Source organism: Ureibacillus sp. GCM10028918 (assembly GCF_042666115.1).
In the GTDB taxonomy this organism is placed as follows: Bacteria; Bacillota; Bacilli; order Bacillales_A; family Planococcaceae; genus Ureibacillus.
Genome location: NZ_JBHTFK010000006.1, coordinates 99,126 through 124,592, shown reverse-complemented (window position 1 = coordinate 124,592; position 25,467 = coordinate 99,126). Strand labels below are relative to the sequence as shown.

The following is a 25,467-nucleotide window of genomic DNA, read 5'->3' as shown; positions in this document are numbered from 1 at the left end:
CTGTTAAATCATCATCATTAAAGCGTCTTCTCCGATTGTTCCTTTTACAATTCCTAGTTTTGCCGCTTCATGAGTGACAGACTCTAGGGGAGCTCGTAATAAGTCATCGATTGTTTTTACACCTACTGCTCGACCTGCAATGATTTTGCGATCGGCTAATTTACTATTTAACAACCCAACATCTAACGCCCCACACATAATGTACCCGTTTTCGTTTGAAACAGTTAAAAGTGTCGTTTTTGGTAACCGTACAGTAACAGCAGTAAACATGTGTCCGTTCAATTCGATTGGTTCTATCGAAACCATATTTATCGCCCCTTTCCTTTATAAAATATGGAAGGGGGAAAAAAGTGTTCCCCTCCAGAACGAATTTCTAGAGGCAAGTGGATGAAGAATTTGATCAAAGAATTCCATTTGAACTGATTAAAAGAAAAAATAGAAATGAGCATGATTTTTTATTGAATGTTTCATACTATATCTGATTTCACGTAAAGAAATCTACTATACGACAACAGGGGTGTGACGAATGAATAATAAGGGAATATTCGGTTCTCATTCTTCAAAGAATCACAGCAACTGGGATAAGCCAAAGTTTCAAAAGTCTCAAGTGAATGGTAAAACGGAGGTCACACTTACGAACCAAATTTTGAGATCAAATGCTAAGGCTAATCGTTGGTAAGTCATAATATAGTGATTTCAGTGAAACAAGGCCCGGAATATTCCGGGTTTTTTTATTCAGTATATAGATTAGTTAGATGCAGCCCGGAGATTTATTTCTCCGGGTTTTATATGTATATAATCTAGTTCTATTTTTAACAATTAATACATAAAAACAAATATGTAAAAGTATACCTATTATGCATGATTTTCTATATTGAATATATATCCTTATACAGATGATAATGGCATTGAAACTACGTCTTAGGTCTGACGTTGAAATATTTCTTGAGTCGGTTACCAGGTAAGAGTCGATATTCTATTATTAGTAGTAAGATATAAACAAAGGAGTAATAGGATGAAAAGAAAGAAAGTTTACTTATTACTGACTGATACAGGCACAATGTTTACAAGGATGATTAAGCTTTATACAAAAAAGCCTTATAATCATGCATCGATTGTATTTGATGAGCATTTTAATGAAGTATATAGTTTCGGGCGCAAGAAACCCAGAAATCCATTTATAGGTGGATTTGTCAATGAAGATGTAAGGCAGGGCTTATTTAAAAATGCGCGATGTGCTATCTATAGTTTTGATGCAACAGAGCAGCAAATCGAAAAAATGAAGGCATTTATTAGCAAGATTGAGATGGAAAGGCATCTTTATCGATACAATTTATTAGGACTTATTACGTTTATTATCAATAAACCGTATCAACGAGAGCATGCTTTCTTTTGTTCAGAGTTTGTAGCACAAGTTATAGATAGTGGTGGCATGGGTCAATTCCAAAAACCAATTTCTCTTGTATCACCGAATGATCTACAGAGCATGAACAACCTTCAATTAGAATTTGAAGGAAAATTAGCGGACTTGTTGGAGAATGAAACTTCTAATCAGGTTTATCCTGCTGTTTAAATTATATATATTTCTCACACCAAAATGTTTCTAATGATACTTTTGGTGTTTTTGATTATGTTTATTGTTTTATGGGTAGGAGTATAATCAGAAACGGTTTAGAGAGACTAAGAAGAGTGAACGGAAAATGAGGTGACGCAATTGGAAAATCAAATGCCAAAAGAAGAAGGAATCGATCATAGTATTGCTCTTTTAAAGGAAGGCTATCACTTTATTTTAAACAGAAGTGAAAAGCTTCAGTCAAATGTTTTTGAAACACGTCTTTTAGGTAAAAAAGCAATTTGTATGATAGGCCAAGAAGCGGCCCAAATTTTTTATGATCCTCAAAAGTTTCAAAGAAAAGATGCTGCACCCAATCGCCTTGTTCAAACTCTATTTGGGAAAAATAGTGTTCAAACCTTGGATGAGGAAGAGCATCGCAATCGTAAGGAAATGCTTATGTCGGTTATGTCTAAGGAACAATTGACCCATCTATTTGAGCTTACACAGATGCAATGGGAGCAATCCATTGATAAATGGAGCAAAATGGATACAATCGTCTTTTATGAGGAAGTAAAAGAGTTGCTTTGTCGCGTTGCATTTAAATGGATAGGTTACCCTTTACACGAAGATAATGTGAAGAAATTGACGAAAGAGCTTGCTTCCATGTACGAAACTGCTTCAGCAATAGGTCCGAATCATTGGGTGGGAAGAACGTTTAGAAACCAAGCCGAAAAAACGATTCATCAACTGATTCAAGACACTCGAGACGGTAAGATAAAGTTTCCTCAAAATACAGTTCTTCATCAGTTTGCTTTTCATAAGGATTCTCAAGGAGAACTATTGGATGCCGAGACGGTGACAGTTGAAGTGATTAACATGTTAAGACCGATAGTTGCCATATCGATCTATATTAATTTTTCCCTTTTGGCCCTTCTCGAATTCCCAAAAGAAAAAGAGAAGCTACAGTCATTTAATGACTACTCAAAGCTTTTTGTACAAGAGGTCAGAAGATTTTATCCTTTCTTTCCATTTGTAGTTGCTAAAGTAAAATCAGATTTTAATTGGAATGGCTACCAGTTTAAAGAGGGTACATTAACTTTACTGGATCTTTACGGTACCAACCATGACCCAACGAAGTGGGAAGACCCACAAAAGTTTAATCCAGAGCGATTTGCCTATTGGGAGGGAAGCCCATTTAGTTTTATTCCACAGGGTGGAGGAGATTACTATTTAGGTCATCGTTGTGCTGGTGAACAAATTACGATTGATGTGATGAAAGTCAGTCTAGATTATTTAGTGAATCGAATGGAATTCAAAGTACCAGAGCAAGATTTGAGTTTTGAAATTGATGATATCCCAAGTATCCCTAAAAGTAAAATCATCCTTGAACAAATTACAAGAAGCCGAAGTCACTAGTTGATTTCGGTTTTTGTTATTCCGTGATGATGTTGTGATCATGTAATACATAGCTTTTATAAAAATCGTATACGGAATTTTTCTTTTATAATGGCTCGAAGTTCGTAGAATGCATTCATTTAATGAAAACTGTCGATTCAAGCAGGATTTTTTGATCCGCTCTCGAACACTAAGAGGTATAAGAAACCTATAGGAGCTGAATTTTTTGCATCAGAATAAGGAAGAGATTTTAATGCACTATGAGAATTCTGTCGAGTGGGTAAAGAATTTGGTAAATTTAACGGAAGAGCAATGGAGGACACCTATTGCAAAAGGGAAATGGACAATCGCGGAAGTCATCGGTCATTTTCCTGCCTGGGATCAAGTTCTTTTAGAACAACGCCTTCCCTACTTATTTGATGGTGGAGTACTTCCAAAAGGACCCGAGGTTGATTCTTTAAATCATCAGTCATCTTTAGAGAGTAAAGTGAAGACAAAGGAAGAAGTAATTACAAAATTTGTTGCTGTCAGAAGAAAGTTAATTGTTGCAATCAATAATATTAAAGATGAATTATGGGAAAGAAAAATTCAAATCAATCAAACTAAATTAACAATAACGGAATACTTAAAAGGATTTGTCGAACATGATGAACATCATTTTAAACAAATTCAGGATTCTTTAAATGCCATAGATGGTCGTACAAATGATTAATAGAGGTGAAGGCAATGGATGATAGATACCCAATCGGTCAGTTTAAAAAACCAGAGATTATTACGGACGAATTAGTAAAAGAATGGATACAGAATATATCTACCTACCCTATAAGATTAAAGCAAATGACGGAAACATTAAGCGAAAATGATCAACAGCTTACTTATCGGGTGGGTGCATGGACAATTAAACAACTTGTACATCATATTGCGGATGCACAAGTAAATGTTTATACGCGAATTAAACTCGCATTAACAGAGGAAAATCCACAGATTAAACCTTTTGAAGAAAATGCATGGGCAAATTTAGAAGACTCTAATCTACCTATCGTAACATCATTACAAATAATTGAAGGATTACACGCTCGTCTAGCCTATTTACTTGAAAAGTTAACCAATGACCAACTCGAACGAAAGTATTCACATCCAGAAACGGGTGTACAAACAATCCTATCCACGTTGGCTTTTAGTGTATGGCACGTAAATCACCATCTTGCACATATCCAAAATGCTTTAGGTACTAGAACTATATAAAGATGATTATTGATTTATTAACCCTTAATCGAATCGAGGGTTATTACTTGAGGAGGAAATAGATGAACTTGGGCTTAATGCGAGTAGGAACTATCTACTTGCCTGTACGGGAAGTTGAAGTAGCTGCAAGCTGGTATGAAGAAAAATTAGGTGCTGATATCTCATATCTTGATCATGCAAAAGCAATCCTTAATTTTGCGAATCAGAGTTTCTTTCTAGTTAAATCTCCGCCTATTGAAAGTGCTAATTTTCTAGATAGTAACGGGGAAGAACGGTTTTCAGTAACGTTTGAAGTAGATGGATTAGATGCCCTCCTTCAACTTTACGAAGAGTTTAGTAAAAAACAAGTACGAGTAGGAATGATTGAGGATCGTGGACATACGGGAAGAAACTTCATCTTTCAAGATTTAGATGGGAATAAATTTGACGTTTGGAGCGAATTAAGTCCTAAATATAAAGAGAAATTTATAGAAAATCTGTAGGAGGATAACTATGAATCGTTTAAATTTACTTACTTTAGGAGTAAAGAACATGCGAGAGTCCCTTCGGTTTTACCGAGATGGGTTAGGTTTTGAAGTATTGGTTTATGGCGAGGAGTCCAATCCGGATGTAATTTTCTTTAATAATAATGGGACCAAAATATCGTTATTCCCGATTGAAAGATTAACTAAGGATATTAATGAACAACAGCCCCCGGAAATAGGCACAGGGTTCGGAGGAATTACATTAGCCTATAATGGAAAATCTAAAAAAGAAGTTGATGAAGTTTATTCATTGGCAGAAAAAGCGGGAGCTAAAATTGTTAAAAAACCCGAAACCGTCTTTTGGGGTGGCTATAGCGGTTATTTCCAGGATCCAAATGGCTACTACTGGGAAGTTGCCTACGGCGAAATGTGGGAATTTGATGAAAATGATATGCTGATTGTTAAAAAATAGGGTAAGCCATTTTAAATTTATGATATAATTCGTGTAACTGAAGAGAAGGGAAGATGGGTGGCCGATGATTAAATAATCTTATTTTTGTTTTTGGAATTTAAATTCAAGAATTTTAAAATAGGATTAGTCTGCCCATTTTTCCATAAAAGTTCAACTGCTATTGCTGTCAATAGCTTCTTTGATATTGATAAAAAGCCGATTTACTACTAAATTTTTATCAAAAATCTAGAGTTGTGCTTATGCTTGTATAGGAAAGTCCAATACTTTTCTATCAGCCAAAAATGAGACTAATCCTTCCAAAACTTTTTGGGAGGATTTTTTTACGCTAATCAATAAATCCTCCCTTTAATAGAAGGGATGCGAAGATATATGCAAGAGCTTTTAAAATTGCAAGACATCAACTATGAAATCGCAAATAATACAATATTTAAAAAGATAAATGGTACTGTGCATAATGGGGACGTAATCGGAATCATCGGCAAGAATGGGGCAGGAAAATCTACCATATTGCAATTGATTTCAGGAAATCTTCCATTATCTATTGGAAGGATCAACTGGTTACAACCACATGTTTCGATTGAAATGGTTGAACAGGAAACAGAAGATTTTACTGCAGAACATGTGGAGACAGAAGAAGCAAGCATGTTAGCCAAGTGGAAGGTTCCTTCAAATCACTATCATCATCTAAGTGGTGGGGAGAGGCTAAAAGCAAGACTCGCAAAAGGGTTGTCACGGCATGCACAGCTTCTCCTTTTGGATGAGCCGACAAACCATCTCGATGAACAATCTACAAAAATTCTACTCGAGTATATCAAACATTATAAAGGAACCATTATTCTTGTATCGCATGATCGGTATTTTTTGGATAAAGTAGTCACAAAGATTTGGTCTCTCGAAGACCAACAGTTGATAGAGCATAAAGGCAATTATACTAGCTATATGAAAGCACGCGAACTGAGAAGGCTCACACAGCAACGGGAGCACGAAAAGCAGCAGCAGATGATTCAAACAATCGAAGGACAATTAAATGAGCTTACATCTTGGTCTCAAAAAGCACACGAAGCTTCAACAAAACAAGAAGGATTTAAAGAATACCACCGTGTAAAAGCGAAACGAACGGATGCGCAGATAAAATCCAAAAGAAAACGTCTCGAGAAAGAACTGGAGCACTCAAAAGCTGAAGCCGTGAAGCCGGAATACGAGGTACAGTTTAAAATAAACGCAAATGATAAGCGCGGAAAACGTTTTCTAGAAGTGAAAAACCTAAAAAAAGCAATAAACAATCGAACATTATTTGATCATGTCAATTTTACAATCCAGCACGGTGAAAAAATTGCATTAGTAGGTCCGAATGGAAGTGGAAAAACAACTCTGCTAAAAATCTTTATGGGTGAAGTTGAAGCGGAAGGTGGAGAAGTCTGGATTTCCCCATCTGCCAACATTGGATATTTAACTCAAGAAGTATTTGACTTACCTTTATCAAAGACACCGGAAGAATTGTTTTATCGTGGAAACTTTGAGGAAAGAGGGAAAGTTCAGAATCTATTGAAGCATTTAGGTTTCGAAATGACAGCTTGGAAAGAACCTATACAGAATATGAGTATGGGAGAACGAGTGAAGTGTAAGCTAATGGTATATATATTAGAAGAAAAAGACGTACTAATCTTAGACGAACCTACCAACCATTTAGACCTTCCTTCCCGTGAACAGCTGGAAGCGACTTTATCAGATTATAATGGAACATTACTTATTGTTTCTCATGATCGCTATTTCCTTGAAAAAACAACGAATAGCAGTTTGGAAATTAAAGGAAATATCATCTATAAGCAATATAAAGAAATGCCATCTCAAATAGATTCACAGAAAGAATTGCTGCTAAAGCTAGAAACAGAAAGACAGGAAGTGCTGGGTAAGCTAAGTTTTATGACAGTTAAGGATGGGCAATACCCCGAACTGGATTCAAAGTTTAACGAACTAACGAAACAAATTAACCAGTTAAAGAAACACTTATGAGGATAAGCCATCAAGGAACCTGTACAATTCCTTGATGGCTTTTTATGAATGATAAAAATATGTTGGCTTTTCTCCTTCAACCGCTTTACAAATGGTTAATAAATGATTAATAGTACATTAACATAAGAGGCTTATGATAGGTATTAATCCCCTTCACTAACAAGGAGTAACTATGAATTCAGTATCATATACAAGAGAGCAATCTCTAAATTTATTTTCCTATCTAAAATACTTATTAAATAAAAGGCAAGATGATTTTCTGTACTTTAAGAGATATAACGAATTGAAAAAAATTATGCAAAATGAGTCATTAGAAACTTTTTTTCAGCCGATTGTTAATCTCCAAACTGGAGCAACATTTGGATTTGAAGCGTTAAATCGTCCTAGTCAATCTCAATTATTTTCAAATGTAGATCATTTCTATGAATTTGTTGGTCAGACAGATAGGGTATTTGAGTTTGAAAAATTTTGCCGAAATCTATCATTGAAAAGATATATTGCCGGCTTAAGCGAAAAGCTTCAAGAACAAGATTTTATCCTATTTATTAATATTCATCCACATGTATTACTAGATAAGCATTATCATAGCGGAGATACTTTACATTATCTGAATGAAATGGGTATTCATCCAGAACATGTCGTCTTTGAGTTGACGGAAAGAAGTGCCGTGACTGACTTTCAAGAGTTTGAACGCGTTTTATCCCATTATCGTTCACAAGGATACAGGATAGCAATCGATGATGTTGGTTCGGGCTATAATAGCTTAAAAACATTAATCTTTCTAAAGCCAGAGTTTATAAAGTTGGATCGTTCACTCATTCAATATATTGATGAGAGTACACCCAGCCAGCAATTAGTTTCGCTTATCTATGATTATGCCGAACAATCCAATACAAGAATCATTGCAGAAGGAATAGAGAGAAAAGAGGAAATTAAGTATCTCCAAAAACTAGGGATACATTATGCCCAAGGTTATGCGTTAGGTAGACCAAATCGGGAAATCAAGGTTGGAGAATTGCCTAGCTTACTTTAGAATCTCATGTAAAAATTGATGTAAATAGGTGAGGAAATGATGACGAAAACAGGTGAAGCAGTATCAAATATCGGACGAATTGTTAAGGCAGTTCCTTCAATTTCGCCAACTCTTAAAAATAAAGAAGTAGACAAATTATTTACCGAGAATCCTGATATGCGCGGAATCGTAGTCGTACATCATGAAAAACCATTTGCTCATATTACAAGAACACATTTCTATCAAAAAATTGGAACGTTATATGGCTATAACTTGTATATGGGAAGAGAAAGTCAATTGCTAGCTAAAAAAAATCCTCTCATTGTTGATTTTCATCAGCCGATTACAGAAGTCAGTAAGTTAGCAATGGAAAGACAAGAAGAGGATTTGTATGATGATGTTATTGTGACTAAAGATGACAGATTTATGGGTGTTGTTAGTATAAGAGCATTGCTAATGGAGTTCGTTGATATACAAGTGCAATTCGCTAGTTTTCTTAATCCATTAAGTAAGTTGCCTGGAAATCACCTTATTGATCAAAAGTTAACAGAAATACTGTACCTAGAAAAATACAGTGTACTATATTTCGATATAGATTATTTTAAAACGTATAATGACCTATATGGTTTTAATAAAGGGGATAAGGTCCTTCTGCATTTAACGGATATCTTAAAAAGAAACATTACCCAGCAGGGCTTCTTTTTAGGACATATTGGTGGAGACGACTTTATGGCCATTCTCCCTCAATATAATGTGGATGCGATGTGTGAAGAAATTATTAAGGAATTTGATGTAACCATTCCGGGTTTCTATGATGAGAAGCATTTAAAAGACCCAAATTTTAAAGTAAAGGGAAGATCGGGGAACTTAGAGAACTTTACGATTATGTTTTTATCAATCGCTGTGTTAACAAATGAAAAACAGAAGTTTGATAAAATTGAAGATATATCGAATGCAGTAGCTGCTATTAAACGAAGTTGCAAGAAGGTTAAGGGCAGCTGTTTCATTATCGATGAAGCGGAATGTTTCTCCCCGACACTTTAATTAGTACAAGTTGGCGTTTAGACAGCTCCTAAGCAGAAGCAGGATTAGAATCTATATGGGTATTTTTTAAGATCGAATGGAAAAGTAGTTTTACCTTTTTCATTCGATTTTTTATTACTCAATGTATAATAGAACAAAAGCGTTTCTTTTAAAGGAGTGATAAGATGGCTCGAAAAATTGCGCCGCTTAATGGAACTACTCATGCAAAGCCTATGAATAATATGGCGATACTTTGCGTGAGGTTTTTAACATTTTAATCGCCTTAAGTATCTAGTCACTTTATTCATGTGTGCTTTGCCCTTCACTTTGCAAGTTAAAAAAGTAAAGGAGCGAAAGTGGATGCGTTACGTAAATGCACATGAAGTTTTACCGGAGGAGCTATTAATGGAAATCCAAAAGTACGTTCAAGGAGATTTGATTTATATTCCAAAGACACAAAAAGAACGTATTCAATGGGGTGCCTTATCTGGTGAAAGACAAAGACTGCAAAAGAGAAATGAGCAAATAAAAAGGCACTATCAAAATGGCGTTACTCTTGGACAGTTAGCGGAGCAATACCATTTGTCTATTGAAACCATTAAAAAGATAATATATAAGAAGTAAAAGAGCTGGTGCAATGCCAGCTTTTTTTAGTGTATAGTTTAATTTTAAAAATACTTGGCAATTGCTGTTTTCCTTTCACTTCTGTACCCTAGAAATTAAGGAGTGGATAAAATGTATTTTATGACACCAGAACAGTTTCAATTTGTTAAAAAACAAGCAAAAAAAATCTTGAACACATATACAACATCAAATGATCAGAAAGTCATCCAAGCTATTCAAGCTCTTGTTCAGGAAGAAATTGACGATAAACTCACTTTCGGCGAAATTGAGCAGCAGATAGTGCTGCAGCCAATTTTTCATATTCAATCAAAAGAACAGCTGGAGTTATTTCTAAAGGACATTAAACAGTATGTCGAACCGTTTCAACAGCCAACAGAAGCAGAGTTGAAAAAGTTATTTCCTAAGGATAAAAAATTAAAGCTTCCAAAACTTGAATTGTTTGATTGGCAAGAAACCTCCTATTTAAGTTGGTTTGATGCGGGGACAAATCGAAAATACATTGTGTATAGAGAAGATGGTGCTTTAAAAGGTGTGCGCGGTACATTTAGCAATTCCGCCAAGGTTGGAATCTGCACCGTATGTAATCAACATGCTAAGGTCGGGATGTTGTTAGTATCAAAAAAAGGATTGGATATGGGGACTTATACAAAAAGAGGAAACTATATTTGTGATGATAGTGGAGCATGTAATGAAGCTTTATCCGATTTAGAAAAGTTCACAAATTTCGTTAATAACTTAAAATAAATAAAAAAAATCGAGGTGCGCTAATTATCGCAGTCTCGATTTTTTGCTTAGTTGTTAAAATAATCATATGTGTTTTTAGCTAGTAAAAGAACTGTCACGACGATAAATAATATACGGACGTAGCCACTGCCGCGTTTAATCGCAAATTTTGAGCCGCATATGGCCCCAATTATTTGGGCGACCCCCATAATAATTCCATAGGCAAAATTAATTTGACCTAAAAATAAGAACATCACTAATGCCCCAATATTACTGGCGAAATTTAAAAACTTCGAATTTCCTGCCGCTTTCAAGAAATCAAAGCCAATCATTAAAAAGGCGAAAATCAGGAACGAACCCGTGCCTGGGCCTAGAAAACCATCATAAAACCCAATAGCGGAAACCAGAAGGATAAATCCAATGTATTTCTTTGTAGTTAGTTTTTTATAGGTTGAAATACTGCCCCAATCTTTTTTAAAGACTGTATAAACGGCTACAGCTGCCAACATCACGAGCATTAATGGTTTTAATAGGTTCGGATCCATTAAATGGACGACCCATGCTCCCAGCATCGATGCAATAAAGACAAAGGGAAAAATTTTAGCAATCGACTTAAAATCGATATTGCCTGAACGGTAAAAAGTAATGGTGCTCGTTAGCGAACCCATTGTCCCTGCAAGTTTATTTGTTGCAACTGCTGCCGAGGGGCTCAAGCCGGTAAACATTAAGGCCGGTAAAGAAATTAACCCGCCTCCCCCAACAACAGAATCAATAAATGCAGCTAAAAATCCAAAAAGAAATAAAATAATAATAAGAGAAGGATCTAAATCGAAAAACATATGTATTAACTACCTTTCATCGAACTTTTAATGATCTATATCATCTGTTTTAAATAATATTAGACTAGGGAAATCCATCTAAAGGCATCGTCCCCCCATGAAAATCTTATAGTATTCAACATGTATAGACTTTTATAGATTTATAATATTGTCATACACATATTAGTCCTAAAATAGATGGTTTACAAGATGTTTGGGAAATTAACCCATGACCTTTGCTTTGAATGAAGTTCAAAGCAAAGGTTTTTTTAAAAGAAAATGAAAATAATTACCAATATTAGTGAACATCTAATACTGTGTGACATATACTGTATTATACACAGTATAGAATTAGGAGGTGACGAATTGAGCAATTTACTGGATTCATTAAGTACTGAACTTAGAAGAGGTACATTGACTTTAGCTGTACTAAGTCAATTACAAACACAACAATATGGTTATTCATTAGTTCAATCGCTGGAAAAATCAGGGATAATAATTGAACAAAGTACGTTATATCCACTTCTTCGCAGACTAGAGAAGCAAGAACTGGTGAAAAGTATTTGGGATACGACAGAATCCAGACCGAGGAAATATTACCTTTTAACTGAATTTGGCCTTGAAGTTTATGAAAAGCTTAAGGAAGAATGGGTCAAAAACTCAAAAGAGCTTTATAAATTATTGGAAGGGGATGATCGGGATGAATTTAATTGAAGTATATATATATGAGGTTACACGAAGGTTACCGGTTAAAAATCGTGAAGATATTGGTCTTGAATTAAAATCGACAATTGAAGATATGCTCCCTGATAAATATACAGAGGAAGACGTGGAAAATGTACTTTTGGAGTTAGGAAATCCGGCGGTTTTGGCAAGTGGCTATAATGAAAGGCCGATGCACCTAATTGGCCCGAAATATTTTGATATCTATATTTCATTATTGAAGATGATTGTTCCTATAGCTGCAGTTATCGCTTTTATTGTTGTTTTAACAGAGTATATTGTGGGGTTTGACAATGGAGATACAGTTCTTAATGTAGGCCTTATGGTATTGGGAGAAGGAATATGGAGTATAATCAATGTGTTTATACAGGTATTCTTTTGGCTGACTTTAACTTTTGCGATTCTTGAACGAGCTGATCACAGTAAAGATGATTACCCACGTACAATGAGCCTTAATAAATGGACACCGGAAGATTTGAAGAATATACCATCCATTCCAAAGGAGAGAGTGGTTTCAAAAGGGTATGTCTTTGGCAGTTTGCTTTGGACGTCCATCTGGGGAACAATATATTTTAATGCAGATCACTTGGCTGGTGTATATGGAAATTTCGGAAATGGACTTGAGTTTATTATGCCGGCATTAAATCAAGATGTCTTGAACTCATTTTGGCCGGTGATTATTCTTGTCCTCGGGTTGGAGGTTTCCTTTGCTTTATTTCTCTTTATAAAAAATCAATGGACAAAGAGAGCGGCAATCCTCAATACGGTTCGTGAAATAGTGGGGATCATAGTATTAGTTTTCCTAATTACTCATTCTAACTTCTTCAACCCGGAATTCCTATTGTATATGAGCACTAACCTTGAATTTACTGCAGAGCAAATTAAGAATTTCATGATTGGAATCACATTGGTTTTGTACCCAGTATCCTCAATTATCAATTGTATTGATGGTTTCCGAAGAGCGAATCGTTAACAAAAGAGGCATCTTAAATGGATGCCTCTTTTGTTAATTGATGCAATTTACCAGATATTTATTAAAATGAATGAGGTATAATTTACCTTTCTGTATGAAATAGATGATTTTCTATATTCCTTTCTTCCTATTTCATCTCTACCTTATTAATAAATTTAACATTAATATTACAAATATTAATTATGCTATTAAAAGTATTTCCTCTGAAAAACATATAACAATATAAATAGTCTAAGGTAAAATCCGCGATAATAAATAATAGGTAATTAGAATATCATTCGGCAACAAAATCAATTATTTGTTAGTGTTTTGGAGAATGTATCCCCCAGAATTAATAGTTCCTTTCAAATAGTTTTAATGAATGAAAACTATTAAGCATTAAAGTTTAATAGTTTTTTAAACTATACTAAAATATTAAATTATCTAAATCTTCCTAGAAAAATGAATTTTTTGTTTATTTCGTAAATATTTTTTGCTATGATGAGAATTGTTACTCCTATTATCAGAAAATAGGGAAAAAACAAAAAGAGGGGGATTTGCATTGAAAAAGCGCAATTTATTTTTGATGCTAATGTTACTAGCTTTAACTCTAGTACTTGCAGCATGTAACTTCGGTGGGGAAGAAGAACCTGCATCTGAAGAAGGATCAACAGAAGGCACAACAGAAGAAACTACTGAAGGTGGTACAAAGGAACTTAATTTAGTTGTTACATCAGAACCACCATCAATGCATCCGCAATTAGCGACTGATAGTACTTCAAGTGCAGTGTTAAAACAAATTTATGAAGGTTTAACATCTTATAAAGATGGTGAAGTAGTTAACGCTGCAGCAGAAAAAGTAGATGTTAGTGAAGATGGTTTAACTTATACATTCACTTTACGTGATGCGAAATGGTCAAATGGAGATGCAGTAACTGCTGAAGACTTCGCATATGCTTGGACTTTTGCACTTACTCCAGAAAACGCATCTGAATATGCTTCAATCCTTTATCCAATTAAAGGGGCACAAGCTTTTAACTTAGGTGAAGGTACAGTAGAAGATTTAGGAATTAAAGTGGTAGACGAAAAAACTTTAGAAGTTACTTTAGAAAACCCAACGCCTTATTTCTTAGAATTAACAGCGTTCAAAACTTATTTCCCTGTTCATAAAGCAACAGCAGAAGCTAACGAAACTTGGTATGCAGAAGCTGGGGAAACATATATCACTAACGGACCATTCACATTATCTGATTGGCAGCATAGCGGTTCTATGACATTAGAGAAAAATGCAAACTACTGGGATGCTGACAATGTAGCAATCGATAAAGTAAATATCGGTATGGTTGAATCTGAAACTACTGCTGCAACAATGTTCGATGCAGGTGAAATCGATTTCTTAGGTGCTCCATTCCAAACGGTAGCTTTAGATGTAATTGATCGCTACAAAGAAGAAGGCATCTTGAATATTTCCGATTACTCAGCTATCTACATGTACAAATTCAACACTACTGATGAAATTATGGGTAATGCCAACATTCGTAAAGCATTAACTCTTGCAATCGACCGTCAAGGTTTAATCGACAATATTACTAAAGGGGAACAATCTCCTGCATTAGGAATGGTTCCAACAGCAGTTAAAGGATTCGAAGAAGATGCTGGTTATATGAAAGACAATGATGTTGAAGAAGCGAAAAAAGCGCTTGAGTTAGGTTTACAAGAACTTGGTTTAAGTGATCCAAGTGAATTAGAGATTAAATTATCATTCAACACAAGTGAAGCACACGCTGCTATCGCTCAATTCATCCAAGAAGGATGGCGTACAAGTTTAGGTATCGAAGTAACTTTAGATAACTCTGAGTGGCAAGTATACCTAGATAAATTAACTAACCTAGATTACCAAGTTGGTCGTTTAGGATGGATTGCTGACTATAATGATGCTTATACGTTCTTGGAACAGTATGATTCTGCAGATAATGGCAACAACGATACTGGTTGGGAAAATGCTGATTACACAGCATTATTAAAGCAATCAAATACTGAAACAGATCCAGAGAAACGTATTGAATTACTAAAACAGGCAGAAGCAATCTTAATGACTGAATACCCTGTTGCACCAATTTACTACTACACAAACCTTTCTGTTAAGAAAGATTATGTAGAAAATATGGAGTTGGATCAACTAGGTAATGTCTACCTTAAATATGTAGATATTAACAAATAAACCATATAGAAAAAATTACTAACTGACTAAGGCTGCTTACGATCGAATAATCGATTTAAGCAGCCTTTTCTAGTGGTTGATGTATGGTTAAAAATCACTCACAAAAAAGGAGGTTTTAAAGTGCTGCGGTACATTTTCAAACGGTTGGTTTATATACTGCTTGCGTTATTTATTATTATAACAGCTACATTCTTTTTAATGAAACTAGCACCCGGTAGTCCATTTGCTAGTGAACGTGATTTTCCACCGCAAATAGAAGAACAATTGAATGCAAAATATGGATTGGACAATCCTTGGTATATTCAATATAAGGATTACTTAGTAGATACAGTTTCCTTTGATTTCGGAGAATCCATGAAATATAAAGGGCGCTCAACGAATGATATTATTTCTGAAAGTTTCCCTATTTCATTAACGCTGGGTATTGAAGCGATGATTTTATCAGTAGGATTGGGGATATTCCTTGGGGTTGTAGCAGCCCTCTATCATAATAAGTTTCCTGATTACCTGGCCTCCACGATAGCCGTACTAGGAATCTCTGTTCCTTCCTTTATCTTGGCGGGCCTAATGCAGTATTTCTTAGCCTTCAAACTAGATCTCTTCCCGGTAAGTGGTTGGAAAGGGTTTAATTATAGTATATTGCCAGCTCTTGCGATTGCTATTACGCATGCAGGTTTTATTGCGAAGCTGACAAGATCGAGTATGCTTGAACAAGCCAATAGTGATTATGTAAAAATGGCCCGTTCCAAGGGACTTGGAAAGTGGACGGTCGTAATACGCCACACTTTAAGAAATGCACTTATGCCCGTTATTACGTATTTAGGTCCTCTTACGGCAGGAGTAGTGACAGGGAGTTTTATTATTGAGCAAATCTTTGCCATTCCAGGGCTGGGAAGACATTTTGTAACCAGTATCACAAACCGTGACTATACAGTAATTATGGGAACAACTGTGTTCTATTCAATTATTCTTTTATTTGCAGTACTCGTAGTTGATATTTTATATAGTGTAATTGATCCGCGAATAAAACTGAAAGGAGCGAAAAAATAATGGCCAAACAAGATTTGCAGTTTGAGAAACTATCGCCTGAGAAGTTTAAAATTGTCGGAGTAAAACAAGATGAATCAGAAAAACTTGCAGATAGATCTTTATCATTTTGGAAAGAAGTATTCCTTCGCTTTTCACAAAATAAACTTGCTATCTTTGGGATAATTGCATTAGTAATTATTACATTATTAGCTATTTTCGTTCCTGTTTTTTCACCTTACAGTTATCGGGAGCAATTAGGTGTCTACAACGCGCCACCATCGGCAAGCCATTGGTTTGGTACGGATGATTTGGGGCGTGACGTTTTCGTTCGTGTTTGGCAAGGGGCACGTATCTCGTTATTTATTGGGATAACTGCCGCTGTTATTGATTTGATAATCGGCGTTTTGTGGGGAAGTATTTCTGGCCTAGCAGGAGGAAGATTGGACAACATCATGATGCGTATTGCCGACGTTTTATCAGCAGTCCCGTATTTACTTGTTGTTATTATTTTACTTGTAGTGCTAGAACCGGGATTACTGCCCATGATTATCGCTTTGTCCATAACGGGATGGATTAATATGGCCCGAATCGTACGAGGAGAAGTGCTGTCGATCAAGAATCAAGAGTACGTGTTGGCGGCTCGTACACTTGGCGCAAGTACGTGGCATTTGATTGAAAGACATTTAGTACCCAATGCTTTAGGTGCAATATTAGTAACAATGACTTTAACAATTCCATCAGCAATTTTCACGGAATCATTTTTAAGTTATTTAGGATTAGGTGTTCCTGCACCAACGGCGAGTTGGGGGACAATGGCCTCTGAGGGAAATAAAGCATTAACTTCTGCGCCGTGGCGTCTTTTCTTCCCTGCATTTTTTATTTCATTAACGATTTTTGCATTTAATGCAGTAGGTGACGGGTTGCGGGATGCATTAGATCCGAAATTACGAAAATAGAGGAAGGTGAAAAAATGAAAAAGAAACTGTTGGAAGTGAACGAATTAAAGATTAATTTTAAAACTTATGCAGGAGTTGTACAAGCGGTAAGAGGTGTTAGTTTCGAATTGTATGAAGGGGAAACCTTGGCGATTGTGGGTGAGTCAGGTTCTGGAAAAAGTGTTACGAGTAATGCAATTATGAAACTGATTCCACAACCGCCTGGACTTTATGCAGGCGGGGAGATTAAATTTGAAGGCCGAGATCTGATACCGTTGACTGAAAAACAGATGTCAAAGGTTCGTGGAAATGATATCGCGATGATTTTCCAAGATCCGATGACCGCTTTAAACCCAACGATGCGTGTAGGTCGTCAAATTACTGAAGTTGTTTTAAAACATCAAAAAATTACTGCTGCCGAAGCAAAAGAACGGGCAATCAAATTGTTGGATCTGGTTGGAATCCCAATGCCGGAAAAGCGTTTTAAACAATTTCCGCACGAATTTAGTGGTGGTATGCGTCAAAGGGTTGTAATTGCGATTGCGCTAGCCGCCGACCCAAAACTATTAATCGCAGATGAACCGACAACTGCACTGGACGTTACCATTCAGGCGCAAATTTTAGAATTAATGAAAGATATACAGAAAAAACGTGGCACATCTATTATTTTCATCACACATGATTTAGGTGTTGTTGCCAATGTAGCAGACCGTGTAGCTGTTATGTATGCAGGGCAGATTGTAGAATACGGCACTGTAAATGATATCTTCTATAATCCGAAGCATCCTTATACATGGGGATTGTTAGGGTCAATGCCTGATTTAAAGAATAACGTCAAGGAAGAATTGCGAACAATTCCAGGATCACCGCCAGATTTAATACATCCACCAAAGGGTGACGCATTTGCACCTCGTAATGAGTATGCGATGGCAATCGATTATGAACAAGAACCGCCATTGTTTCGGATTTCGGAAACACATTTTGCGAAAACGTGGTTATTGCACCCGAATGCCCCCCAAATTCAAATACCCGAATCGATATCTCGCAGAATCGAGGGTTATTTAAAGGAGGCGCAAGGAAATGGCTAATAAATTACTTGAAGTCAAAAATTTAAAACAATACTTTGGGACAGCCAATCATCCGATAAAAGCGGTCGATGGAATTAGCTTCGATATATATGAAGGAGAAACGCTAGGACTAGTTGGTGAATCGGGGTGTGGAAAATCCACTACTGGTCGTTCCATCATACGATTATATGATATTACGGACGGAGAGGTCTTGTTCAAGGGGAAGGATATTCACGCGAGTAAATCCAAAAAAGAATTAAAGGAATTTAATCGTGAAATGCAAATGATTTTTCAAGATCCTTATGCTTCATTAAATCCTCGTATGACAGCTGGTGAAATTATTGGTGAAGGCTTTGATATTCATGGCTTATATAAGAATAAGATGGAAAGACGCGAGAGAATCTCTGAATTATTGGAAGCAGTCGGTTTAAATCGTGAACATGCGAACCGATATGCTCATGAATTTTCGGGTGGCCAGCGTCAACGGATTGGTATAGCGCGTGCTCTAAGCTTGGATCCAAGTTTTATAATCGCTGATGAGCCAATATCGGCACTGGACGTATCGATTCAGGCACAAGTAGTAAACTTATTAAAGAAACTACAAAGAGAACGAAATTTAACCTATTTATTTATTGCCCATGATTTATCGATGGTGAAATATATAAGCGATCGGATCGCTGTTATGTATAGAGGGAAAGTGGTGGAGCTAGGGAAGTCAGATGAAATTTATAATAATCCACTTCACCCTTATACAAAATCTTTGCTTTCTGCAGTACCACTTCCTGACCCACTGACAGAAAGAGTACGAGAGCGAATTCCATATTCGCATGAGGAAACAGACGAATTAGGTAAACTACATGAAGTGTTGCCGGCACATTTTGTTTATGGAACAGAGAGTCAAATAAAAAAATGGATAAATTGATCAGGATGATAATTCATTCCAGTTTCATGGATGAATTATCATCTTTTTTTAGGTAAACTATTATGAGAAAATTGAAGTTGAAATAATGAAGGTGAAAGACAATTAATAATATTTAGAAAATTTAGTAATATGAATATTTCGAGGATTCGTTATATTCAGAAAATAATAATAACTATTGATAGGATAATTTTCAGTAGCATAAAATACAAAAAAATGAAATAAAGCAGAAAAACCAGTGTTTTATTGATAGATTAAATAATTTATTAGAAAAATAAAATTTTTGTTTATTTCGTTAAAACTTTTTGTTAATATAGTAAATGTTAGCTCTGATATTTCTGAAAAATGAATATACCAAGCTGAGTTTTCTGAAAAATGGGAAATATATTACAAAATTTAGATAGGGGGATCCTCATGAAGAAAAATAATTTTCTACTTCTTTCATTGTTATTAGCACTATCAGTAGTGTTAGCAGCTTGTAACTTTGGAGGATCAGAAGAAAAAGATAGCAGTTCATCTGATAATGGGACAGGCGCTAAAGAACTTAACTTGGTTATCGCATCTGAACCACCATCATTACATCCACAATTAGCAACAGATAGTACTTCGAATGCAATTTTACAAAACGTTTTCGAAGGTTTAACAACTGTTAAGGATGGAGAAATCGTAAATGCGGCAGCAGACGATGTAAAAGTTAGTGAAGATTTATTAACTTATACATTTACTTTAAAAGATGCAAAATGGTCAAACGGTGACGCTGTTACTGCTGAAGACTTTGCATATGCTTGGAAATTTGCATTAAATCCAGAAAATGCATCTGAGTATGCTTCAATTCTTTACCCAATCAAAGGCGCTCAAGCTTTTAACTTAGGTGAGGGTACTGAAGAAGATTTAGGAATTAAAGTGGTTGACGAAAAAACTCTAGAAGTTACTTTAGAAAACCCAACACCTTATTTCCTGGAATTAACAGCATTCAAAACTTACTACCCAATTCACAAAGCAACTGCAGAAGCTAACGACACTTGGTATGCAGAAGCTGGTGATACTTATATTACAAACGGTCCTTTCACATTAGCTGATTGGCAGCATTCAGGTTCTATTACTTTAGAGAAAAACGAGTCTTACTGGGATGCAGAAAATGTTGCTTTAAATAAAGTAAACATCTCAATGGTAGAAAACGAAGCAACGGCATCTACAATGTTTGATGCTGGTGAAATCGACTTCTTAGGATCTCCATTCCAAACTGTAGGTTTAGATGTAATTGATCGTTATAAAGAAGAAGGTATTTTAAACATTGCAGATTATGCATCAATTTACATCTATAAATTCAACACAACGGGTGAATTTACTTCAAATGCTAACATCCGTAAAGCGTTAACATTAGCGATTGACCGTCAAGGTTTAATTGATAACGTATTAAAAGGGGAGCAATCTCCAGCTTTAGGTATGGTTCCATCAGCTGTTCCTGGATTTGAAGAAGATCGCGGATACTTCAAAGATAATGATATCGAAGAAGCAAAAGCTGCTTTAGAAGCAGGTATGAAAGAACTTGGCATTTCTGATCCAAGTGAAATTACAGTTGGCCTTTCAATTAATACAAGTGAAGCACACTCAGCAATCGCTCAATTTATTCAAGAAGGATGGCACTCAAACTTAGGTATTGATGTTACGATTGATAATTCTGAATGGCAAGTATATTTAGACAAGCTTACAAACTTGGACTTTGATGTTGCTCGTATGGGTTGGATTGGTGACTATAATGATGCGTATACATTCTTAGAATCATATGATTCAGCCGAAAACGGCAACAATGATACTGGTTGGGAAAACCCACAATATGCAGAGTTATTAAAACAATCTATATCTGAAACTGATGCAGATGCTCGTATTGATATTATGAAGCAAGCTGAAGCAATTGCAATGACGGAATTCCCGATTGCACCAATTTACTATTACACAAATCTATCTGTTAAAAAAGACTATGTTGAAAACATGCAAACAGATGCTTTGGGTAATATCTATCTAAAATATGTAGACATTAACAAATAATATATTTTTTTAAAAAGTTACTATTTACTTTATTTGTAATGGTACTTAGGCTGCTTATTTCGGTTTAGTGAAGTCAAGCAGCCTTTTGTACCGTTATTTTTTTCTAAAAATCTAAAGGAGGGGACAATAATGCTCAAATATATTTTAAAAAGATTAGGTTATATCTTGATTGCACTTTATTTAATCGTAACTGCTACATTTTTCTTGATGCAATTAGCACCAGGGAGTCCTTTCGCAAGTGAACGAGACTTCCCACCACAAATTGAAGCGCAGTTAAATGCAAAATATGGATTAGATAATCCTTGGTATATTCAATATAAGGATTATTTAATCGATACTGTGACATTTGATTTCGGGGAATCCATGAAATACAAAGGTCGCTCAACGAATGATATGATTACGGAGAGTTTCCCTATCTCACTAACATTAGGTATTGAAGCTATGTTATTATCAGTTGGTTTTGGTATTTTATTAGGGGTTATTGCAGCACTATATCACAATAAGTTCCCGGATTACCTTTCGTCTACAATCGCGGTATTAGGTATTTCTGTACCGTCGTTCATATTAGCCGGTTTAATGCAGTATTTCTTGGCATTTAAATTGGACTTATTCCCTGTAAGTGGCTGGAAAGGATTCATTTATAGTATTCTGCCGGCATTTGCAATCGCTATCACACACATGGGATTCATTGCAAAACTAACACGTTCTAGTATGTTAGAACAAAGTAGCAGTGATTATGTTAAAATGGCACGCGCTAAAGGGCTAGGCAAGTGGACAACAGTATTCAAACATACGTTAAGAAACGCTTTACTTCCTGTAGTTACATACTTAGGACCATTAACAGCTGGGGTTGTAACAGGTAGTTTCATTATTGAACAAATCTTTGCGATTCCTGGTTTAGGTAAACACTTCGTGACAAGTATTACAAACCGTGACTACACGGTTATTATGGGTACTACAGTATTCTACTCAATTATCTTACTATTCGCAGTATTAATAGTAGATATCCTATACAGTGTAATTGATCCACGAATTAAATTGAAAGGAGCGAAAAAATAATGTCACAAAACAATTTACAGTTGGATAAGATTTCAAAAGACAAGTTTAAAATTGTTGGTAGTCGTCAAGATGAGAACGAAAAATTGGCTGCAAAATCCGTATCGTTTTGGAAAGAAGTTATTCTTCGCTTCTCTCAAAATAAATTGGCAATATTCGGAGTGATCGCTTTAATTATCGTAACTCTGTTAGCAATATTTGTTCCTGTCTTCAGCCCATATAGCTATCGTGAACAATTGGGTATATACAATGCTGCACCTTCGGCAGCCCACTGGTTTGGTACAGACGATTTAGGTCGCGATATTTTCGTTCGTGTGTGGCAAGGGGCGCGTATTTCATTATTTATCGGGATTACAGCCGCGGTAATTGACTTAATTATCGGAGTTTTCTGGGGAAGTATCTCAGGACTTGCAGGTGGACGGTTAGATAATATTATGATGCGTATTGCGGATATTTTATCAGCTGTTCCTTATCTTTTAGTAGTAATCATTCTACTAGTTGTTTTAGAGCCAGGTTTATTACCTATGATTATTGCGTTATCGATTACAGGTTGGGTTAACATGGCCCGTATCGTACGTGGTGAAGTATTATCCATTAAAAATCAAGAGTACGTATTAGCAGCAAGAACGTTAGGAGCAACTACTGGACATTTAATTATGCGTCACATTGTTCCGAATGCATTAGGGGCTATTTTAGTTACAATGACTTTAACAATTCCGTCAGCTATTTTCACAGAATCGTTCCTAAGTTATTTAGGTTTAGGGGTACCAGCACCAACAGCAAGTTGGGGTACAATGGCTTCAGAAGGAAATAAAGCATTAACCTCGGCGCCATGGCGTTTAATCTTCCCAGCGTTCTTTATTTCTTTAACAATCTTCGCATTTAATGCTGTAGGAGACGGCTTGCGAGATGCACTAGATCCAAAATTACGTAAATAGAAGTAGGTGAGAAAAATGAGTAAAAAATTGCTAGAAGTTAATGACTTAAGAATTAACTTCAAAACATATGCAGGAATTGTCCAAGCCGTTCGTGGAGTTAGCTTTGAGCTATATGAAGGGGAGACGCTAGCAATCGTTGGTGAATCTGGTTCAGGCAAAAGTGTAACGAGTAACTCAATTATGAAATTGATCCCACAACCACCTGGTATTTATGCGGGTGGAGAAATTCTATTTGATGGTCGTGACCTTGTACCTTTAAGTGACAAGGAAATGGCAAAAGTTCGCGGAAATGATATCGCAATGATTTTCCAAGATCCTATGACAGCTTTAAACCCAACAATGCGTGTTGGTCGACAAATCACTGAGGTTATTTTGAAGCATAATAAACAAGTTTCAAAAGCTGAAGCAAAAGAACGTGCGATCAAATTATTAGATCTTGTTGGGATTCCGATGCCAGAAAAACGTTTCCGACAGTTCCCGCATGAATTTAGTGGTGGGATGCGTCAACGTGTAGTAATCGCCATTGCATTAGCGGCAGATCCAAAATTATTAATTGCGGACGAACCAACAACAGCACTTGACGTAACGATTCAAGCACAAATTTTAGAGCTAATGAAAGATATTCAAAAGAAAAGCAATACATCAATTATCTTCATTACACATGATTTAGGTGTAGTAGCAAACGTTGCTGACCGTGTTGCGGTTATGTATGCTGGACAAATAGTAGAGTATGGAACAGTAAATGATATCTTCTATAACCCAAGACATCCGTATACATGGGGACTATTGGGATCAATGCCGGATCTAAAGAATAATGTTAAAGAAGAATTGCGTACGATTCCAGGCTCTCCACCGGATTTAATCCACCCACCAAAGGGAGATGCTTTTGCAGCACGTAACGAATTTGCCATGGCAATCGATTATGAACAAGAACCACCGATGTTCAAAATTTCTGATACTCATTATGCAAAAACGTGGTTATTGCACCCTGATGCACCAGAAGTTCCGATTCCAGATGCAGTTCAACAGAGAATTGATGGTTATTTAAAGGAGGCTGAAGAAAATGGCAAATAAGTTACTTGAAGTAAAAAACTTAAAACAACATTTCGGCTCTTCTTCTAATCCTATTAAAGCAGTAGATGGAATAACTTTTGATGTATACGAAGGGGAAACTCTTGGATTAGTAGGTGAATCTGGTTGTGGAAAATCTACAACGGGTCGTTCGATTATTCGCCTATACGATATCACGGATGGACAGATCATCTTTAAGGGTAAAGATATTCACGCTAGTAAATCACGTCAGGAGTTAAAGGAATTTAATCGTGAAATGCAAATGATTTTCCAGGATCCATATGCATCATTAAATCCTCGTATGACTGCTGGTGAGATTATAGGTGAAGGCTTTGATATCCATGGTCTATACAAGAATAAAAAAGAACGTCGCGATCATATCGGAAACTTGCTTGAAGCAGTTGGTTTAAACCGTGAGCATGCCAATCGTTATGCCCATGAATTTTCAGGTGGTCAACGCCAACGTATCGGGATTGCGCGTGCGTTAAGTCTAAACCCTAGCTTTATCATTGCCGATGAGCCAATTTCAGCACTAGACGTATCAATTCAAGCACAGGTAGTTAACTTATTGAAAAAACTACAAAAAGAACGTAACTTAACGTATTTATTCATCGCCCATGATTTATCGATGGTAAAATACATTAGTGACCGAATTGCGGTTATGTACCGTGGGCGAATTGTTGAACTTGGTGAAGCAAATGAAATTTACAACAACCCAATTCATCCATATACAAAATCATTACTTTCAGCTGTACCACTTCCAGATCCGCTGACTGAAAGAAAACGTACAAGAATTCAGTACAATCATGAAGAAACAACTGAAGAAATCAAAGTACATGAAGTATTACCAAACCATTTTGTTTATGGCTCAGACAGTCAAATCAAAAATTGGACAAAGTAACTTTGTGAGTATGATTTTGGTTAGGCAATTAATCATGAATTATAAGAAAGACATTCTCAAATTGAGGATGTCTTTTTTGTTTTAAAAATTCCCATTAGTTGAGTAAATGAAGGTAAGTATAAAGAAAGAAAAACTTATATAGAACCCGCAGCCTACTGTGTAAGCTGCGTAATAATTCCGGAAAGCTTAGGAGCTGCAACTTTTGTGGCTGGGCCTTACACAAAGCACGCCCACCAAGCTTACACTTTTTTTATTATCTTTA

At 36.0% G+C, this 25,467-nt stretch carries 26 protein-coding genes; 24 read left to right on the top strand and 2 right to left on the bottom strand.

The features are described 5' to 3' along the window. Positions 1–3: 3 nt before the first annotated feature. On the bottom strand, positions 4–306 hold the full coding sequence (locus ACFQU5_RS08635; protein ID WP_390286798.1) for a YunC family protein: 303 nt from the start codon (positions 304–306) through the stop codon (positions 4–6). Positions 307–526: 220 nt separating this feature from the next. Here ACFQU5_RS08635 and ACFQU5_RS08630 point away from each other — a divergent pair, with 220 nt between their 5' ends. From ACFQU5_RS08630 to ACFQU5_RS08575, 12 genes are all read left to right on the top strand, one after another. After that, on the top strand, positions 527–679 hold the full coding sequence (locus ACFQU5_RS08630; RefSeq protein WP_390286796.1) for a YpzG family protein: 153 nt from the start codon (positions 527–529) through the stop codon (positions 677–679). 336 nt (positions 680–1,015) lie between these two features. Then, positions 1,016–1,573, top strand: a complete 558-nt coding sequence (locus ACFQU5_RS08625; protein ID WP_390286794.1) for a hypothetical protein — start codon at positions 1,016–1,018, stop codon at positions 1,571–1,573. Between the two features lie 141 nt (positions 1,574–1,714). Further along, positions 1,715–2,971 (top strand): CYP152 family fatty-acid peroxygenase CypC, encoded by a 1,257-nt coding sequence (gene cypC, locus ACFQU5_RS08620; protein ID WP_390286792.1) that lies wholly within the window; start codon positions 1,715–1,717, stop codon positions 2,969–2,971. A gap of 205 nt (positions 2,972–3,176) precedes the next feature. Continuing rightward, positions 3,177–3,662, top strand: coding sequence for a DinB family protein (locus tag ACFQU5_RS08615; RefSeq protein WP_390286790.1), 486 nt, complete (start codon positions 3,177–3,179; stop codon positions 3,660–3,662). 14 nt (positions 3,663–3,676) lie between these two features. Further along, the gene (locus ACFQU5_RS08610; RefSeq protein ID WP_390286788.1) at positions 3,677–4,195 is read left to right on the top strand and encodes a YfiT family bacillithiol transferase; all 519 of its coding nucleotides are present in this window, start codon (positions 3,677–3,679) and stop codon (positions 4,193–4,195) included. A gap of 62 nt (positions 4,196–4,257) precedes the next feature. After that, positions 4,258–4,677: a VOC family protein gene (locus tag ACFQU5_RS08605; RefSeq protein WP_390286786.1), complete on the top strand. Its 420-nt coding sequence runs from the start codon at positions 4,258–4,260 to the stop codon at positions 4,675–4,677. Positions 4,678–4,687: 10 nt separating this feature from the next. After that, entirely contained in the window at positions 4,688–5,131 is a 444-nt protein-coding gene (locus ACFQU5_RS08600; protein WP_390286784.1) for a VOC family protein, read from the top strand. Positions 5,132–5,500: 369 nt separating this feature from the next. Beyond that, the gene (gene abc-f / locus ACFQU5_RS08595) at positions 5,501–7,144 is read left to right on the top strand and encodes a ribosomal protection-like ABC-F family protein (protein ID WP_390286961.1); all 1,644 of its coding nucleotides are present in this window, start codon (positions 5,501–5,503) and stop codon (positions 7,142–7,144) included. Between the two features lie 172 nt (positions 7,145–7,316). Beyond that, positions 7,317–8,177 (top strand): EAL domain-containing protein, encoded by an 861-nt coding sequence (locus ACFQU5_RS08590; RefSeq protein WP_390286782.1) that lies wholly within the window; start codon positions 7,317–7,319, stop codon positions 8,175–8,177. A 39-nt stretch (positions 8,178–8,216) separates the two neighbouring features. Continuing rightward, positions 8,217–9,200: a GGDEF domain-containing protein gene (locus tag ACFQU5_RS08585; RefSeq protein WP_390286780.1), complete on the top strand. Its 984-nt coding sequence runs from the start codon at positions 8,217–8,219 to the stop codon at positions 9,198–9,200. A gap of 339 nt (positions 9,201–9,539) precedes the next feature. After that, a complete protein-coding gene (locus ACFQU5_RS08580; protein ID WP_390286778.1) occupies positions 9,540–9,803 on the top strand; it encodes a CD3324 family protein in 264 nt (87 codons plus the stop codon). Between the two features lie 111 nt (positions 9,804–9,914). After that, entirely contained in the window at positions 9,915–10,547 is a 633-nt protein-coding gene (locus ACFQU5_RS08575; protein ID WP_390286776.1) for a FusB/FusC family EF-G-binding protein, read from the top strand. 47 nt (positions 10,548–10,594) lie between these two features. Here the strand turns inward: ACFQU5_RS08575 and ACFQU5_RS08570 are convergent, their stop codons facing one another. Then, positions 10,595–11,365 carry a TSUP family transporter gene (locus ACFQU5_RS08570; protein WP_390286774.1) on the bottom strand — a complete coding sequence of 257 codons (771 nt, stop codon included), beginning with the start codon at positions 11,363–11,365 and terminating at the stop codon, positions 10,595–10,597. A 345-nt stretch (positions 11,366–11,710) separates the two neighbouring features. On the opposite strand from ACFQU5_RS08570, the gene ACFQU5_RS08565 reads away from it, so the two are divergent. The 12 genes from ACFQU5_RS08565 (at position 11,711) to ACFQU5_RS08510 (ending at position 25,205) form a co-directional block, all read left to right on the top strand. Further along, positions 11,711–12,058: a PadR family transcriptional regulator gene (locus ACFQU5_RS08565; protein WP_390286772.1), complete on the top strand. Its 348-nt coding sequence runs from the start codon at positions 11,711–11,713 to the stop codon at positions 12,056–12,058. Continuing rightward, on the top strand, positions 12,045–13,040 hold the full coding sequence (locus ACFQU5_RS08560) for a hypothetical protein (RefSeq protein WP_390286770.1): 996 nt from the start codon (positions 12,045–12,047) through the stop codon (positions 13,038–13,040). Before ACFQU5_RS08565 ends, ACFQU5_RS08560 begins: the two co-directional genes overlap by 14 nt. A 565-nt stretch (positions 13,041–13,605) precedes the next feature. After that, the gene (locus ACFQU5_RS08555) at positions 13,606–15,240 is read left to right on the top strand and encodes a peptide ABC transporter substrate-binding protein (RefSeq protein WP_390286958.1); all 1,635 of its coding nucleotides are present in this window, start codon (positions 13,606–13,608) and stop codon (positions 15,238–15,240) included. Positions 15,241–15,360: 120 nt separating this feature from the next. Beyond that, a complete protein-coding gene (locus tag ACFQU5_RS08550; protein ID WP_390286768.1) occupies positions 15,361–16,290 on the top strand; it encodes an ABC transporter permease in 930 nt (309 codons plus the stop codon). Next, entirely contained in the window at positions 16,290–17,225 is a 936-nt protein-coding gene (locus ACFQU5_RS08545; RefSeq protein ID WP_390286766.1) for an ABC transporter permease, read from the top strand. Before ACFQU5_RS08550 ends, ACFQU5_RS08545 begins: the two co-directional genes overlap by 1 nt. A 14-nt stretch (positions 17,226–17,239) precedes the next feature. Next, positions 17,240–18,292 carry an ABC transporter ATP-binding protein gene (locus ACFQU5_RS08540; protein ID WP_390286764.1) on the top strand — a complete coding sequence of 351 codons (1,053 nt, stop codon included), beginning with the start codon at positions 17,240–17,242 and terminating at the stop codon, positions 18,290–18,292. Beyond that, entirely contained in the window at positions 18,285–19,193 is a 909-nt protein-coding gene (locus tag ACFQU5_RS08535) for an ABC transporter ATP-binding protein (RefSeq protein ID WP_390286762.1), read from the top strand. The genes ACFQU5_RS08540 and ACFQU5_RS08535 overlap by 8 nt, the downstream gene beginning before the upstream one ends. A gap of 411 nt (positions 19,194–19,604) precedes the next feature. Beyond that, complete coding sequence (locus ACFQU5_RS08530; RefSeq protein ID WP_390286760.1) at positions 19,605–21,239, top strand: peptide ABC transporter substrate-binding protein; 1,635 nt, start codon at positions 19,605–19,607, stop codon at positions 21,237–21,239. A gap of 129 nt (positions 21,240–21,368) precedes the next feature. Beyond that, the gene (locus ACFQU5_RS08525; RefSeq protein ID WP_390286758.1) at positions 21,369–22,298 is read left to right on the top strand and encodes an ABC transporter permease; all 930 of its coding nucleotides are present in this window, start codon (positions 21,369–21,371) and stop codon (positions 22,296–22,298) included. Continuing rightward, positions 22,298–23,233 (top strand): ABC transporter permease, encoded by a 936-nt coding sequence (locus ACFQU5_RS08520; RefSeq protein WP_390286756.1) that lies wholly within the window; start codon positions 22,298–22,300, stop codon positions 23,231–23,233. Before ACFQU5_RS08525 ends, ACFQU5_RS08520 begins: the two co-directional genes overlap by 1 nt. 15 nt (positions 23,234–23,248) lie before the next feature. After that, entirely contained in the window at positions 23,249–24,307 is a 1,059-nt protein-coding gene (locus ACFQU5_RS08515; protein WP_390286754.1) for an ABC transporter ATP-binding protein, read from the top strand. After that, entirely contained in the window at positions 24,297–25,205 is a 909-nt protein-coding gene (locus ACFQU5_RS08510) for an ABC transporter ATP-binding protein (protein WP_390286752.1), read from the top strand. The genes ACFQU5_RS08515 and ACFQU5_RS08510 overlap by 11 nt, the downstream gene beginning before the upstream one ends. The last annotated feature ends 262 nt before the right edge of the window (positions 25,206–25,467 follow it).